The following is a 14,692-nucleotide window of genomic DNA, read 5'->3' as shown; positions in this document are numbered from 1 at the left end:
TGCAGGCCACCTGTATTCTATTCTAACTAGATACCGCTATCCAGCCCACCATTGTTAACTATTGGTAGCCAGTTCGTTTCTGTTTTTAATAAATACACTATTCTCTTGCCCTATCGGCAATTACCAAATGATCAGGCCCACATCTGATATAGCCTCTGATTTTTGCCCATACATCCAGTATTTTTAAATTGCAAACAAGGCCTTTGCTTAACTTAGGACCCACTTGAGATTCTCGAAATTTACTTCATTGATTCTTCTTCGGTCCCGGACACCAATCCCGATAAGCATTCAACCATGCTTTCGGCAAAATTAGCATGAGCCTCGGCAAGTTCCTTGGGTGACCCGAAGGCTTCCCTAAGTTCATCCATCGTCTTTTTAGGATCGGCGGAACTGTTCAGTTTTAGCATTTTTGTATAATTTATATATGCTTGCCGACGGGTTGGGTCAATAGGCACTAGACCCGGCATTTTCTTTGCGGTCGTCGCCACCACGCAATCCACCATTTTTTCCGGCTTGATATTGTAATCCTTACTATCCTTATCTTGGGTTACCTGCTCAAGAACGGCTTGTTCATATTCCGCTTTTTCCGCGCAACCTACCAATAATAACGCTGCTAAAACCATTAACACTTTATTCATTTTCTTGTCACAATTTTCGGCTAAATTTTTTAAAAACCTATTTCATAGCTTATTTACTAAGAATATTAGGTCGGTTAAATCTATATCCCTCTAAATAAAAAAGCCCCCGCTACCCTAAGGTAACGGAGGCTTCTAATCATTCTAAGATTTTATTCTTAGAATACTTTCATTAGATGAAAGTTGGGATTAATGGAGCGTCAACAGTTACCAATTGACGGTTGCCACTTTCGTCCCAGAAGAACAACAGACCCGCGAAACGGCTGTCTGGATCGTAGATCAAGTCAGCTAAGCGGTATACTTCCCATGCAGCGTCGGAAGCTGTAACTTCAACAGTACGGGTCTCACCTGGAGCCAGTGGGCTGTTGTCGCTAACAGTCAAACCTTCTTCAGCCAGCAAGTCATCTGGATAAGCAGTTTCATCTTCATGAACAGCTGGATCCAAGAAACGTACACCGGCGGTGTTGAACTCGCCCAAACGGACTGCTGAATCACCGTTGTTGGTGATGGTCAGTGTCATTTGCATAGCACGACCAGGTACACGGTAGGTAGCGTCATCAACTTTGACAGAAACAGTTGCTTCTGGCATTTGATAAGTTTTCATACCACGCAACAAACCAGCTTGCAGAGGAGTAGTTACAGGGTATTTTTCGTTGGTTGCGCCCATGGAAGCAGCAACGATAACCAGAGTACCTACACCGAACAGCATACCGACTTTTTTGTCGCCAGCAGAGATCAGAGAGTCAGCTTTACCAGTGCTTACAGCGATGTGGCGTGGAACAAACAATGGACGTTTGATCCAGAACAACAACCAAGCAAAGGCAATTGCAAACCATACTGCGTGCCAGAAATAAACGTTATCCAGAGCGTAGTTTTCCAAGTTGATTGTTTGACCAGTCAAAGTTGTAACTGGGTTAACAAACTCGCTCATAGAACCAGTAATGGTTACCCATTTGCCTGGGCCGATGATTGGACCACCGCCTTGAACGTTCATCATAGAGTGAACGTGCCAGTCGCCTGGACGACGTGCTTTCAACAGAACTTTGAACTCATAAACTTCGCCCAGTTCCAAAGAAACTGAACGAGGAACCAACTGACCACCGATCCAAGAACCAGCACGAATAAATACTGGGCCAGGGATACCAACGTTCAGGAACGATACTTCTGGTTTATCAACAGTTTCAGGCCATCCTGCGAATACCAGGAATTTACCGGAAATGGTCATAGTGTCGTTAACAGGCACTTCTTCTTTTGACCAGTTCAAGTCAAACCAGTGAATAGTACGCATACGCATGAACGCAGCCTGTGACTTTTCACCATGAGCAGATGCTGTTGGAGCATAGAACATCGCTGCTGTCATTGTGATCAGCAGTGCGACAAAGGACAGTTTTGCAACTTTGTCTTTAATTATTTTCATATTTCCTCCTCTATTACTAGAGAATCTTGTAATTAAGATCTACTGGCACATTTACTGCCGTGCCAGCTTTCATTTTCAATCAAAACTTCAGATTAGGATGCGTCGTCAGCGATGAAATCGGTTTTAGCGAACCATCTGCCGAAGAAGTGCCACAAGAAGTAAATGATGATAGAAACGAATCCAGAGAAGAACGCTGATACAGGAGCAACGTCTTTACCGAAAGTTCTTAATGTACCTTTCTCTACCATACGGATGTACTCAGGTGTACCGGTACGAACATAGTGGTAACCTTGTAAGTCAGCCAAAGTCATCATCATGCCGTTGTATTCTACAGGCACGTGCAATGGAGCGATAACAGGCCAGTTACCTGGGTAGAACAACAGGCCATAAGCCAAACCACCAACAACCGCAGTCAGAGTCATGCTGTTACCCAACATCAGGATGACGTCGAGAACGATAGCACCTGGCAACAGGTTAGATGGGAAGCAAATGTTAACTGGGAAATATGTCCAGCCCCAGAAGTTCATGTAACGGTTGATCCACTCACCAATCATCAGAGCAACAACAGACAGAGTTGCGCCAACTGGCAAACGGTATCTCCACCACAAGCAAGCTTGAACAGCCGCAGGGAATGTAATAGAAACGATAGGTGCTACGGTTACCCATAGACGTCTATCTTTCCAGTCGGTCCAGAAGTCCCAGTCACCACCAGTCAACATATAGTGAATGTGATAACCGCCCAGAACCGCTGTGAACAGTGTAAAAAGAATCATCCAGTCAAACGTACGGGAAACTTGTACCGCTTCCGCACGAGAACGTACAGCTGATTGAGATGCGCTCATTAGCTTACCTCCTAAAGAATTAAAATTATTTTTTATTACTTTCCTTATCCTGCCCTACACAAGGTAGGGCAAGAAAGGAGATAGTATTTTACTTTTAAAGCCCGACGATTAAGCCAGGTCTTTTTTCAGCAATTTGGTAATTGCCATTACTTCGGTGTTCACAACACCCATGATGGCCAGAGCAGCCCAACCAAAGAATACGAAACCGTAGTGCAATGGTGCAACGAACAACTCTTCCATAAACCAGAATGTGTGACCCCATTCGTTCAAACCTACGTTAGGCAGAATCATGAAAGGACCGATAACCGCAATCAGATACATCAGGTGCAGACCTTCATGGTATGTAGGCAGTCTTGTTTTTGCATACATGAATGAAGCAGTACCGGTGATGATGTAGATTGGGTAAGACAGGTAGAACTCGATGATGTGACTTGGAGTAAAGTCAGTATCACGAACGATGGTTTGGTGCCATGTACCGTCTTGCTCTGTGAAGTAAGAAGCACCCCAGTAGATAGCCCAACCGTAGCAAACCAACCATGTCCAGTGTGTGAAATGACGACGCAGTTCTTCACGTGGAGTGATTGACATTACTTTACGATCACGAGTTTTCCAGATGTAACCGTTGATACCTGCGAACAGTATAACTTCGCATACGATCTCGATGTACAACATGTTCATCCAGTATGTTTCAAACTCTGGAGCAAACGAGTCAAGACCAGCGGACCAGCCGTAAACACCTTCGTACCAACGAATGAAAGAATAAAAAACCAGATAGAGCATAATGCCCAGTGTCAGGTTTCTTTTATTTAAAAGCGGTGCTTCCGCAGCATCAGCCTTAACTGATTCAGTTGTAGCAGCCATTTCTACCTCCTAAAAGATTTTTAAATCCCCGGAATATAACCGGGAGTTCTTTGTTTTTCCTGTTATACCGGCTTACCCATCTTCGAATAAACCACCCGCATCCCTGAGAGTGCCTGGCAGTCTACCACCACGATATTCGTTGTCAAGACAATATTCCGCATTTTCTCACTCATCGAGCGGCGATCTTTATCCGCCAGCAATCGCTTAACGCGGCCAATTTTTTTTTGCTAGAATTCTCGCAGAGTTAGCACCTCTTTATTACAACAACACCCTACGACACCTGCCATGAACAAAAAAAAAATTATCCTGTTTGCTGTCTGTTTAGCCGGCTTACTTGCCATTCAAATTAAATTTTTTCTTCCCTGGATGTACGACATTGCCGCATCCGATTTATTTCTTGTAGAAAGCAAAGACAATGCAAACCCGATGCCGATTTCAAATGACATGACGGCAATTGCCTTTACCCAGTGCAACAGCTACGTCAACAGCAAAATCGATCCCGAAACCACCGCCTCATTTGCCAGCCAACCTACCAACGCATGGAGCATCGGCAACTACGAATACATTATCAACGCCGAAGTCGACATTTCTTCAAAAGAAGCCCCCAGCACCATTTACCACTATGTTTGCCGCATTCAATACGCCAACGGCGATGATCTTACCGGCGCCACCGATATCAACAACTGGTCCATCGAAGGTATAACCGGTTTACCCGACTTATAAAACTCGGCTCAAATATGGCTTGGTCATTGTTGTCAGCGGCAATGACCTTTATTTTCAACCTAACGCCCAACCAACCGCTACATCGCTCTAACGCATCCTTTTCCCACCCCGGCTCTCCATTAGCCCGACGAAGCACAAACAATTCAAGGCAGTCCAGCCGGCACTAATTCTGATTACCCCAAACACAAAAAAAGCATGGTCATCGACAGCATTGTCGACATCCATGCCTTCTTGAGTTTAACGAATTAAAAATTGACGGTTATCGTACCGCGCACCATCCGAGGCTCTACGGGATGTTTCATAATACCATTCACGGTATCGGCGCCATTGGGATATGAGGAGTCATAGGCATAGGCAATATCGTTGCTTTCCGATCCCAATATATTGAAGACGTCAATTTCGATTTTGTAATTCTTACGCTTGATACCGGCTCCGAGGTTGACGATATTGGTATCGCCCGCCCAAAAAGTACCGGACTCGTCGAGCGGCACATGCCCGAAATGGCGGAAACGCAAGGTGCCGAACAGCCCGGTACTACCGGTAGGATCTTCGACCAAAATACCTGTGCTAATCACCCGGCCCACGGAATTTGGGATGTAATTGTCAGTGGCGCCATCCGGCACATCGGCAAAGCGGGCGGTAGTGACGGCATAGTCGAAATCCAGCGTCATCCAATCGGTCGGTTTATAGTAGTTAGTCCATTCGATGCCGTAACGGTCGGACGCCCCATTGATTTCGGTGGTGCCAGCATCGCCAACAAACACCAGTTCGTTACTGGAATTCAACCACCAGGCCGCCACGGTGGTGTTCAAGCCGGGAATAAAGTTGCTGCGCACACCGACCTCGGCCCCGCGCGACCAAGCCGCCGGGTCGATTCTGGATGAGCCGGCATCGAGAAATTCGCCATTGGTCGGATCACGGCGTATCGAAGTTCCCCGTGCATCGTTGGAATGATAGCCGTAGCCGGCATTGACGAAATACTCGGTATCGTACCAAGGCCCGATGACCACGCTCATCTTGGGGCTCAGCATGACCTTACCGCGACTACCCGAATTGGCCTCACTGACCGCCGAATCATGCTCCATTGTGTCGCGCACCCTGACATCGTTATTGATGAAATCGGCCCGCAACCCGGTAATGGTGCGAAATTTTTCGTGCCAATGCGTATGGTTTTTGAGATAGGTACCGATGGTCGTCACACCCACATCGCTTTTACTGACGGTATCCATTATTTGTCTGGCACTGGTTTGATACAGGCCCAAATCCATGATTTGGTCATGACGCAACTGTATACCTACCGTGTTATCCATTTCGAACCCAAACACTTTGTTGTAGCGCGTGTGGTCGAAATTACCGCCGACCTGCACCCGGCGCTCGGTTTGAAAAATCTGATCGGATGGGTAGGTTCTCATGTCGCCATCGGGATTACATTCCGCCCCGGCCTGATTACATGGATTATCGGAACTTAATACATGCCCACTGAAATTGGAATACAAATCCAGATCGGTATACAGCGCATAGATATTGGCATCGTTTTTCCAATTCTTGCCGGTTTGCCAGAAATTACCGGACAAGCTGTAGCGATTCGATGACCCGCCGTCGGTCGGGTCCATCGAGTCGTATAAACCCAATGCGCCACCGTCGATAGCGTACTGTGGGATCTGGTTGGTTGCCGTCCAGCTATTGCTATAGGCTTTGCCGTTAATCGCCATCCCCCAATCATGTCTGTCCAGGGTGTACCTCAACATCCCGTTGAAGCGCTTGGTATCTTCCGGCACATTCCAAACACCGTCGTACAGATTGAACTCGGCCGCATACAGCAGATCGCCATCGCCGAGCGAATTGGAATTGGCAACCAAACCCCGGTAATAGTCATATTCACCGGCGGTAAACTTGGCTATCCCTCCATCCTTCAACTTGTTCATGGTATGCATTTTAGCGTAACCGGCGGCGGCAAAATCACCCACTTCGGCATAGTAAGGCCCTTTCCCATACTCGACCTTTTCCACCAACTCGGGAATGATGCTGTTAATATCCATATAGCCCTGACCATGAGCATGAGTAGTCATGTTCATCGGAATGCCGTCGACATAGGTGGTGAAATCGGTACCGTGATCGAGATTGAAACCGCGCAGGAAATACTGATTAGCCTTGCCGGAACCACTATGCTGGGTAGCCACCGCGCCAGGAACGACCTCAATCAGTTCGCCGTTGCGCGACAATGGCCGGTTTTCAAACTGCTTTTGGCTAACCTCGCCTTGCGAAGCGGTCTCGGCGATACCGATCAAATCCCTGCCACGACCATCCTCTTCGACTTCTACGCTTTCAAGCTCTTCGGCTTTATCCGGGTCGACCGAATGAGCTTGAGCCGGCGAAAAACTCATGCCCAATGCGATGCCTAAACCAATGGCTAAGGGTGTGAGCATGAATTTTTTGTTTTTATAGCGAGCGTACATACTGTCTCCTGTTATTAATTATTATTTTTTTAAATGGTTTCTTCGCTTGTTGGTTCCGCCGGGTCGCCCCGTTTTTCATTTTTTCGAATTGCCGCCGGGTATGTTCATAAGTAGCTAGCGCATTGTTTTTTAATGGATACCGGCAACATCGAACCTTCATTTGCCATGGTGATGAACCCTGACCTGGAAACAACAGAGGGTGTTTGGAAAATAAACTCGTGGCGCCGCAGTTTCGGCGATTTAAGTAACCACCGAGCACTAAAGATAAAAAAGACCGAATCAGGCGAGGAACGTTTGCGGCTGTAAACAACGGGTCATGGCCCGAATCATGGGCGGCGGCATGGTTACAGAGCTTATGGGCCTTGGAAAAGCGTTTGCCAACATCGAATTTGGCAACGATCGATCGAAGATTGGACTCTTCAATGAACGGGAACGAAAACTTGAGGAAATCAGGAACGACTTGTGAAGCATATACGGCAGGAATTGCAACGGGCGGAGACGTCAGACCCACTCCGTTGCCAAGCAAATGCGTACCCGGCGTATGGTTAATGTCGGGGAAATAATGCTTGAAGTCTAAACCGGCTGGGTTACTGAAGTTGAAGCTCGATACAACCGGGCTCAGCCAATAAATTACGGTTTGCACAGAGGCCGATTTAAAAATCAAGCCGTCGGCATTAGCGAATACCGTTAACTTTTCACTACCGGTTTGAATGGACGCATTAACCAAATCGGACAAGCCTATCCCTCGCAAGCTATCCATGGCGTCCTGATCGTTCAATCCGACCTGACGTTGGAAAAAACCGTCCGATCGCGACACTTCATTAGCTAAGGCATGATAATGCTCTCGATAAACAATTGGGCCATCCGGACTCCAACCGTGAGAAACTGAGCGTGAGCTATTCGCGCCGACATTGAGACTGCCATCGATAATCGATGCGGAGGTTTTCGCCAAGGCAGCGCTGGAAAACAGCGCGGTTAGCAAACAAGTGATCCCCAAAACGACCAACTTAGCCACCAAGATACCGGTACCGTGCAATAACAGCGTGGCCAGCATAAAACCGAGGGTATAAGAAATCAGACTGGCAGAGGTAGAAATTTCCTGTCCATGCGCAAAGCCGTGGAAAAAGGCAAAAAAGGCCACGATCAGCACGTTGATATTGGTACTGAAACGGACTTTTCGAGTGATTAGCACACTGAAAACGGCGGTGGAAAGCAGGATGATACCCTCTACACTGGGAATGGATAGACCTGCCGCACCCGCGAGCCCACCAAGACTCATGACACCGACAAATGCCAACGGCAACATCCAGATAGCCTGTCCACGTAACTGCGCCGCCCAAATGCCAACGGCGAGCATCGTTAATAAATGATCCCATCCGGTCAGTGGATGACTAAAGCCGTTACTCCATCCAATGCCGTCGAAATTGATAAATTGCTTACCCAAGAAGACCAATGCCAGCAGAAGTGGAAGCACGAACGAAAGCAATAACCTTAAAAGACTTCGTCTTACGGCAGAGGGCTTGCTTGAACGATTAGGTTGCATGCGTGTCAATGAGGACAATAAAAGGGAAAATGACGTTAATTTTAATGAGTATTTTTGAGTATCAAAATATCCCTACTTCAGGCTATTGGCTATTCCTGTTTAGTTAGGCAAAATCCATGACAAACAATGATTTCCTTCCCGGCTATTTGCACAATCGGCTCGCCGATAATCCTATGTGTAAATGCAGCCTATTAGGAGATGATACCGCAAAAGTATGAAATAAAAAATTTCAAACTTAAAAAATAACACGATTCGCAAGCATCCAATGCCGGTATGCATTTATTTTGATGGGATCTTTATTAAAAAACTCAGGGCTTTGGATTGGATTCGGCGGAAAATTTGCTCACAAACACGCGAATGACTCACGGCAACTAATTGACCGGCATCAGCCAGCGTTCCGATAGCGAAAAATCACCAGCGATGATGCTCATTTTTTTGCCAAATTGCATTCACCCTCAGTCAAATCATTCACAACTAAAAAATCCGACTGGACATCACAGCTAACTGTGGGGATGAAAATGGGCATGAGAATGATCATGCTGAAGCGCCACGATTTTTACCGGTACTAAGTTAAGCGTGCCATGCCTGACGCCGGTTTCGGCGGAAAGCTTGTCGGCGAAATCGCGGATATGCTGCGTCAAGCCGCGCAAAAACAGGCTTTCCATGCAATCGTCATGATCGAGATGCACATGCATGGATGAAACAACCAGATCGTGGGCTGCGTGCTGCAAATTGGTTAAACGCTCGGCCAGATTGCGTTCATGATGATTATAAACGTAAGAAAGCGTGGCAACGCTGTAAATGGCCTGCCCCTGATCCAATCGCTGGGTTTCGACTTCCTTGCGCAGTAAGTCACGAACCGCTTCGGAACGATTGGAATAGCCCCGCGCCTCGATCCATTGATCGAAATCGGCGGCCAATTCGTCGCTGAGAGAGATAGTAAAACGTTCCACGGTCGGCTCCTGTCTTTTTTATTATTAGTTATTGGATCGCCGATTATAACGCAAAGCGCTTATAAGCCCGCCGGCCGGGAAGTTATCGATAAGAGCCGTGCGTGTAACCAAGGATTTCAAAACACACCAATAATCAGGAGACGTCATGTCCGCTGGAGAATATTTACACGATCATTTCGGCAAGATTGTTATCCGTAGCCAGATAGCAATAGCCTTGACATTGCTACTGTTGCTGCCCACCGCCAATTTTTTCTATCCGACGGATTACAACTTGAAAGCTGGCATACACGGAGTCAGCGCGATACTGGCCATCATCATTGGCACTTATCTGACTCATCGCGCCATCCCCTTGATCAAAGGCATGCATATCAGACTGGAATCGCTGCGCCGCTGGCTCTTGGCCGCCACCTTACTGAATTTGGCCGGCGCCATCAGTGGCAACTGGATTTATATGCGTTATCGCGGCCAGAACGGCCCGCGCGACTGGATTTTGGAACACGTCCCGTCATTTCATAACGTATTAATGGAATTCAAGGAATTCGTTTCGCTTTTTCCATTTCCGTTGATGTTGTCCGCCACGGCCATGCTGTATTACTACGGACTGCCGCAACAACTGCGCCGCGACATCGCCCGCTTCGTCGGCATTACCATCCTGGTGTCGTGGGGCTTTCTGATGCTGGGCTTCGTGGCCGGCTTGGTATTGGCCAAATTACGCTTCGTTTAACGGGAAAACTACAATACAAAACGACTCGGATAATCAACCGCTTTACTCCGGCCCGGTAGTGGCCGCCAGCCTGTCGCTATTGCTGGCCTTTCTAACCCTGATGATCAGCCATCATATTTCCAGACTAACCCCGATGCTGGATAAAGCCATACACGCATACGGCCATTGGATTCCCGGCTCGACCGGCAGCGGACCGGAAGGCAGCATTGGTTCTTATTCCGGCAAGGAGACTCTGGCCATCATCGTTTGGTTGAGCAGTTGGCTGATATTTCATTTGTTGTGGCGCAAACTGGATTTGCCGCTACAGACCTGGACCCGCTGGTTCGTCATCGGCCTGGCAACAATCACTCTGGGTTTTTTCCATCCGCTGTCCGATCCCATCGTACTGTTTATCGCCAATTTCTTCGGGCTCCCCTAATTCGTTTGCCATATGAATATCATGACTCTCAAAACATTATTCGCCGCGATTTCGCTACTCGGCATCAGCCAAATTAGCCATGCCGAAGGGGTACTGATAAAGTCCGAACCCAAGGATAACGCCGAAATTGCCGCCTTCGACGGCACCGTCAAGCTCTGGTTCAGCGGCAATGTCAGCGAGCGTTCCCCATCGATAGTGGTGATTGACGGGCAGGGCAAGCGGGTCGACAACGGCGACACCCGCCTGGTACTGGGTGAACGCCACCGTTTGACCGCCACCACCCAATCCTTGCAACCCGGCCCGCATGCGGTTCGTTACCGCGTGGTGACAGAGGATGGTCTGACGCTGCGAAACCTTGGAAACGAAGCGCTAGCGAGTGAAGGTTGAGTAGTCCCTGGAAGCCGTAGCGCCGGGCGGTTTTTCGACTAGAAAAACTGCAAGGCATCGCGAAACGGCGTCGAGTCATGCGAGAGCCAAGGCTTTGATCCCCTTGTTGGGTCAAAGCCGAGGTGACGCGGACGGCCAGGGCCGCCGCAGGCAATCACGTGGCGGTGTAGGCGCGATTGCTAGCCAAGGATGGCTAGCAATCTTTCCCGCCGGAAGCCGACACTCGCCGATCGTCAGCGGCGTATTGAAATTTAGCATAACGGACAAACCGTCCAAGCCGGAGGTAAACTGATGAACACATTCCAAAATTGCATGACTGTAATTCTAATACTGGCCGCGATCGGACAAGCCGGCGCCTCGGTGCCGTTGGGCGGCAATCGCAAAGGCGTCGGCGGCAGCTACGATATGTATGGCTGCATGCAAAGCAATGATTACTATGTGGTCAATTTCGCCGCCTATCAATTCGACCCGAAGCAAACCAAGGACCCGAAAAACTTGCCCAGCGCGGAATGCATCGACATTCCGTTGACCGGCAAGACCCAAATTACCCTGGACTTATTGGACCGCGACGTGCGTAAAAAGCTGGTTTCACTAAAAATACTGCGCGAAGATGGGCAGATCATCGCCGAATTGCCGATGCCGATCGCCAAACAAGGCGTGGTCTCCGCCACGGTGGATTTCAAGGCCGCCGGCAAATACCAAGCAGTGTTATATGTCAACGACACCGATTTGAATATCCCCCCGGAAACCGGCGCCCTAACCATTCCGTTGACCGTTGCCCTAGTGACTGAGCAATCCGGCGGACAAGGCAGTCTGCTGATCTTTTTCGGCCTTATCGCCGCCCTTATCGCCGGGCTTGCTTTCTTCGTGCCACGCTTTCTAAAGCCGCAACAACCGGTCAACTCCACGCCTTAGGCGATTTACGGCAACAAATGTACTAATCCAAGCAATTTGCCGTTGACTGAGCGGAACCAAAGTCAACCGCTCGCGGACTGGGGCCGATGCACTCACCGGCTTCGACTCCGCCCGGATCACGGCTTGATTGAAGTCAATATTATTCACATCCCCCTTGCCTCCATTGATAAGGAATCATTATGAAATCGTCAATTTCGAACCTTGGCCTGGCTTTCGCCGCCACCGCTCTGTTAACGGCTTGCACCACGCCTTTGCGTGATCATCACGCCGAGCAACTCAGCCAATATGCACCCGGACTCGGTGAAATCATGGCGCAAAGCGCGACACGCCACGCCAAGCTGTGGTTTGCCGGACAGGCTCGGAACTGGGCCTTGGCGGCCTATGAGGTGGACGAGTTACACGAAGGCTTCGAGGATGCCGGCAAGTATCATCCCACCCACAAACACATCACCCAGCCCATTCCGGACTTGATTGCCAATCATATGGCCCAACCGCTGGCCGCCATAGAGCAAGCCATCAAGGACAAAAATCAGCAGGCATTTATCGCAAATTACGATAGACTCACCGCCGGTTGTAACGCTTGCCACCAAGGCACCGACTTTGGTTTTAACCTCGTCACCCGACCTAGCTTCAATCCTTTCGCGAATCAGGCGTTTGAGGCTGCAAAATAAACATAGGAATCATGCATAAAGCCACATCCATCCTGTTATCCGCCGGCTTAACCCTCGCCGTCATGCCGGCTCTGGCGGCACCGGCGAATGACGATTTCGGTATCTGGCTCAGCAACACCTATCAGACCGACTTCGGCGGCAGCCCGTATCTGGCTTTCCTGGAACTGGCGCCGCGCACCAAAAACGACAATAACGATTTTGCCCAGATCATCGTCCGCCCCTTGCTTGGTTACAAACTAAGCCAGCACTTGCAACTGTGGGCTGGCTATACCTGGCAGGGCGAATATAACGAACAAACCGATTTCGAGCTGGCTACCAACGACATCATAGAGCAGGTGCAGTGGATAGACAATTGGACTCCGCAACTGAACTTTCAGTACCGCTTCCGGCTGGAACAGCGCTTGTTTGAAGGGGAAGACACCGGTCACCGCATGCGGCACCGGCTACGTTTCGTATACACGATACCGGACAGCAAAGCCTATCTGATTGCGGTCGACGAACTGTTTGTCTATTTCAATTCCATCGACCAAGGCCGTCTGGCCCATTCGGTACAAACCGGCATTAACCAGAACCGCAGCTACGTCGGCATCGGTTATAAACTAACGCCGCAACTCAACCTGGACACCGGCTATCAATTGCAGTACGTGCATAACTACGGCACGCCGGATTTAACCAACCACGTCTGGCTGACCAATATCAACGTCAATTTCTAACCCGCGTAAAAAAGGGTGGCAACAGCCACCCAAGTCATACACGAAAATCCATTTCGGCCGGGCCGAATAAAATGCAGCCCTTTACTTAAATCAAAGGCCGCTTGGTTCCATTATTGGTACTTCGGCAAGTTTGCAAAGCCTTCGCGAGCGGTTTTCAGCTCTTGCTCCGCAGCGGGAAAATCGGATTTCTTGGTTAATTCCCTGGCTTTTTTCAATTTCAGTACGACTTTATCGCGCTCGAACTCAAATTTATAGTTGGCGCTCAGTTCGCTAGCGCTTTCGGAAGCTTCCTTGATCAGCGAAGCTATTTGTTGGGCATTGCCGGAAGGGATGGCATCCAAAGCGGCTTGAATTTTGGCGTCAACCTCTTTCAATATCTCGGGTATAGCCTTATGGGCTTCTTTCGCGAAGGTTGAACCGGAAAGGCCCAACATCGAAAAAAACAGCATGACTGTGATAAAAACTTTCTTGAGTGACATATAAATCTCTGTAGTAAATGATTAATTTTATAAAGTAAAAACTGGTTTTCCGGGTATGACGTTCAATTGAAGCAAGCTGCGTACTCCTTGTTGTTTTTATTAAAGCGAAAAACAGGCCCCCTAGCGCTCTACCAGACTAACTGGGGAAAATTTAACCGCAAGGCGTTTAACCATCCATCCCGAGCCAATTCCAACCAGAATCAGCACCATGGTCATCAAGGCAAAACCTATCGAGTAGCCGACGGCATCGACATCCAGCCAGATGTCGTAGGCATGCACATAGCCATGTAACACGGCCACACTCGCGATAATCAGCGCTCCGACATACTGTGAAACCCTACGGACAAATACCAGCATTAAGCCCAACAGCAACACCGACAGCCACATCAAATTTTCCGCATCTGCAATTTCAATCGGAATCAGCGTCAAGCCGCCGCCCATCAGCATTAAAACGACAAACAAAAAAGGCATAACATAGGCCGATCGATTACCCATTTGGGACAGACATAATCCGACCAGCAACATGGTTAACACATGTTCCATACTGGTGGTTGGATGAATCAAACCACCCAAAAAGCCTATCGATTCACTCGCCCAATGAAAAGAATGCGCATCGGCAACCAAGGGTTGCGCAAGTGTCATCGCCGTGAGTTTTTGAAAAAATTTTGCCTTGCCTTTCATCACCGCCTCCTAATCTTGGTTGCCGAATTCCGTTCGGAAACCGGGCTCTGTTGTTACATAACTTTAGGAAAAAACCTTGACGCCTCTGGTTGCACGAAATACGACCGGAAGCGCCAAGTGCTAGGGAATGCAAAAAAGTTTCCGTGCATGATGATGTGCGCGGTATCTCATTGTCTTATTGCCACGGCTAAGACCGACGAGTTAGCAAAATCGGACTCAATCGCGGCGAACAAGACGAGTACATAGTACCAGAAATATGAAAAATAAATAATAG

The 14,692-nt window shown here is 48.6% G+C and carries 16 protein-coding genes; 7 read left to right on the top strand and 9 right to left on the bottom strand.

Going from position 1 to position 14,692, the window contains the following annotated elements:
- Positions 1 to 239: 239 nt before the first annotated feature.
- The 4 genes from IVG45_RS17460 to amoC all read right to left on the bottom strand — a co-directional run bounded on the left by IVG45_RS17460 (position 240) and on the right by amoC (position 3,755).
- Positions 240 to 638: a hypothetical protein gene (locus tag IVG45_RS17460; RefSeq protein WP_196435070.1), complete on the bottom strand. Its 399-nt coding sequence runs from the start codon at positions 636 to 638 to the stop codon at positions 240 to 242.
- A 169-nt stretch (positions 639 to 807) separates the two neighbouring features.
- Positions 808 to 2,052: a bacterial ammonia monooxygenase, subunit AmoB gene (gene amoB, locus IVG45_RS17455; protein ID WP_196435069.1), complete on the bottom strand. Its 1,245-nt coding sequence runs from the start codon at positions 2,050 to 2,052 to the stop codon at positions 808 to 810.
- Positions 2,053 to 2,144: 92 nt separating this feature from the next.
- Positions 2,145 to 2,894 carry a bacterial ammonia monooxygenase, subunit AmoA gene (gene amoA / locus IVG45_RS17450; protein ID WP_036280011.1) on the bottom strand — a complete coding sequence of 250 codons (750 nt, stop codon included), beginning with the start codon at positions 2,892 to 2,894 and terminating at the stop codon, positions 2,145 to 2,147.
- Positions 2,895 to 3,002: 108 nt separating this feature from the next.
- Complete coding sequence (gene amoC, locus IVG45_RS17445; protein ID WP_196435068.1) at positions 3,003 to 3,755, bottom strand: bacterial ammonia monooxygenase, subunit AmoC; 753 nt, start codon at positions 3,753 to 3,755, stop codon at positions 3,003 to 3,005.
- A 285-nt stretch (positions 3,756 to 4,040) separates the two neighbouring features.
- On the opposite strand from amoC, the gene IVG45_RS17440 reads away from it, so the two are divergent.
- Positions 4,041 to 4,478 carry a hypothetical protein gene (locus tag IVG45_RS17440; RefSeq protein ID WP_196435067.1) on the top strand — a complete coding sequence of 146 codons (438 nt, stop codon included), beginning with the start codon at positions 4,041 to 4,043 and terminating at the stop codon, positions 4,476 to 4,478.
- A 245-nt stretch (positions 4,479 to 4,723) separates the two neighbouring features.
- On the opposite strand, the gene IVG45_RS17435 is transcribed toward IVG45_RS17440, so the two are convergent.
- From IVG45_RS17435 to nikR, 3 genes are all read right to left on the bottom strand, one after another.
- Entirely contained in the window at positions 4,724 to 6,904 is a 2,181-nt protein-coding gene (locus IVG45_RS17435; protein ID WP_230874632.1) for a TonB-dependent receptor, read from the bottom strand.
- Positions 6,905 to 6,917: 13 nt separating this feature from the next.
- The gene (locus IVG45_RS17430; protein ID WP_196435065.1) at positions 6,918 to 8,477 is read right to left on the bottom strand and encodes a HupE/UreJ family protein; all 1,560 of its coding nucleotides are present in this window, start codon (positions 8,475 to 8,477) and stop codon (positions 6,918 to 6,920) included.
- 500 nt (positions 8,478 to 8,977) lie between these two features.
- Positions 8,978 to 9,430: a nickel-responsive transcriptional regulator NikR gene (gene nikR / locus IVG45_RS17425; RefSeq protein ID WP_196435064.1), complete on the bottom strand. Its 453-nt coding sequence runs from the start codon at positions 9,428 to 9,430 to the stop codon at positions 8,978 to 8,980.
- A gap of 145 nt (positions 9,431 to 9,575) precedes the next feature.
- Here nikR and IVG45_RS17420 point away from each other — a divergent pair, with 145 nt between their 5' ends.
- From IVG45_RS17420 to IVG45_RS17395, 6 genes are all read left to right on the top strand, one after another.
- Positions 9,576 to 10,154 carry a hypothetical protein gene (locus IVG45_RS17420; protein WP_196435063.1) on the top strand — a complete coding sequence of 193 codons (579 nt, stop codon included), beginning with the start codon at positions 9,576 to 9,578 and terminating at the stop codon, positions 10,152 to 10,154.
- Positions 10,155 to 10,212: 58 nt separating this feature from the next.
- Positions 10,213 to 10,572 (top strand): hypothetical protein, encoded by a 360-nt coding sequence (locus IVG45_RS17415; protein ID WP_230874631.1) that lies wholly within the window; start codon positions 10,213 to 10,215, stop codon positions 10,570 to 10,572.
- A 21-nt stretch (positions 10,573 to 10,593) separates the two neighbouring features.
- Positions 10,594 to 10,959, top strand: coding sequence for a copper resistance CopC family protein (locus tag IVG45_RS17410; RefSeq protein ID WP_230874630.1), 366 nt, complete (start codon positions 10,594 to 10,596; stop codon positions 10,957 to 10,959).
- Between the two features lie 291 nt (positions 10,960 to 11,250).
- Positions 11,251 to 11,874, top strand: a complete 624-nt coding sequence (locus IVG45_RS17405) for a hypothetical protein (protein WP_196435061.1) — start codon at positions 11,251 to 11,253, stop codon at positions 11,872 to 11,874.
- 179 nt (positions 11,875 to 12,053) lie between these two features.
- Positions 12,054 to 12,545 (top strand): hypothetical protein, encoded by a 492-nt coding sequence (locus IVG45_RS17400; RefSeq protein ID WP_196435060.1) that lies wholly within the window; start codon positions 12,054 to 12,056, stop codon positions 12,543 to 12,545.
- An 11-nt stretch (positions 12,546 to 12,556) separates the two neighbouring features.
- Positions 12,557 to 13,258: a DUF2490 domain-containing protein gene (locus IVG45_RS17395; RefSeq protein ID WP_196435059.1), complete on the top strand. Its 702-nt coding sequence runs from the start codon at positions 12,557 to 12,559 to the stop codon at positions 13,256 to 13,258.
- Between the two features lie 110 nt (positions 13,259 to 13,368).
- Here IVG45_RS17395 and IVG45_RS17390 read toward each other — a convergent pair whose 3' ends face one another.
- Both IVG45_RS17390 and IVG45_RS17385 read right to left on the bottom strand, forming a co-directional pair.
- Positions 13,369 to 13,737 carry a hypothetical protein gene (locus IVG45_RS17390; protein ID WP_196435058.1) on the bottom strand — a complete coding sequence of 123 codons (369 nt, stop codon included), beginning with the start codon at positions 13,735 to 13,737 and terminating at the stop codon, positions 13,369 to 13,371.
- A 120-nt stretch (positions 13,738 to 13,857) separates the two neighbouring features.
- Positions 13,858 to 14,418 (bottom strand): HupE/UreJ family protein, encoded by a 561-nt coding sequence (locus IVG45_RS17385; RefSeq protein WP_196435057.1) that lies wholly within the window; start codon positions 14,416 to 14,418, stop codon positions 13,858 to 13,860.
- Positions 14,419 to 14,692 lie beyond the last annotated feature (274 nt).

Source organism: Methylomonas sp. LL1, assembly GCF_015711015.1.
Taxonomy (GTDB): Bacteria; Pseudomonadota; Gammaproteobacteria; order Methylococcales; family Methylomonadaceae; genus Methylomonas.
Note: the sequence above shows the minus strand (reverse complement) of the source record. Positions and strands in the feature narration are given on the sequence as shown.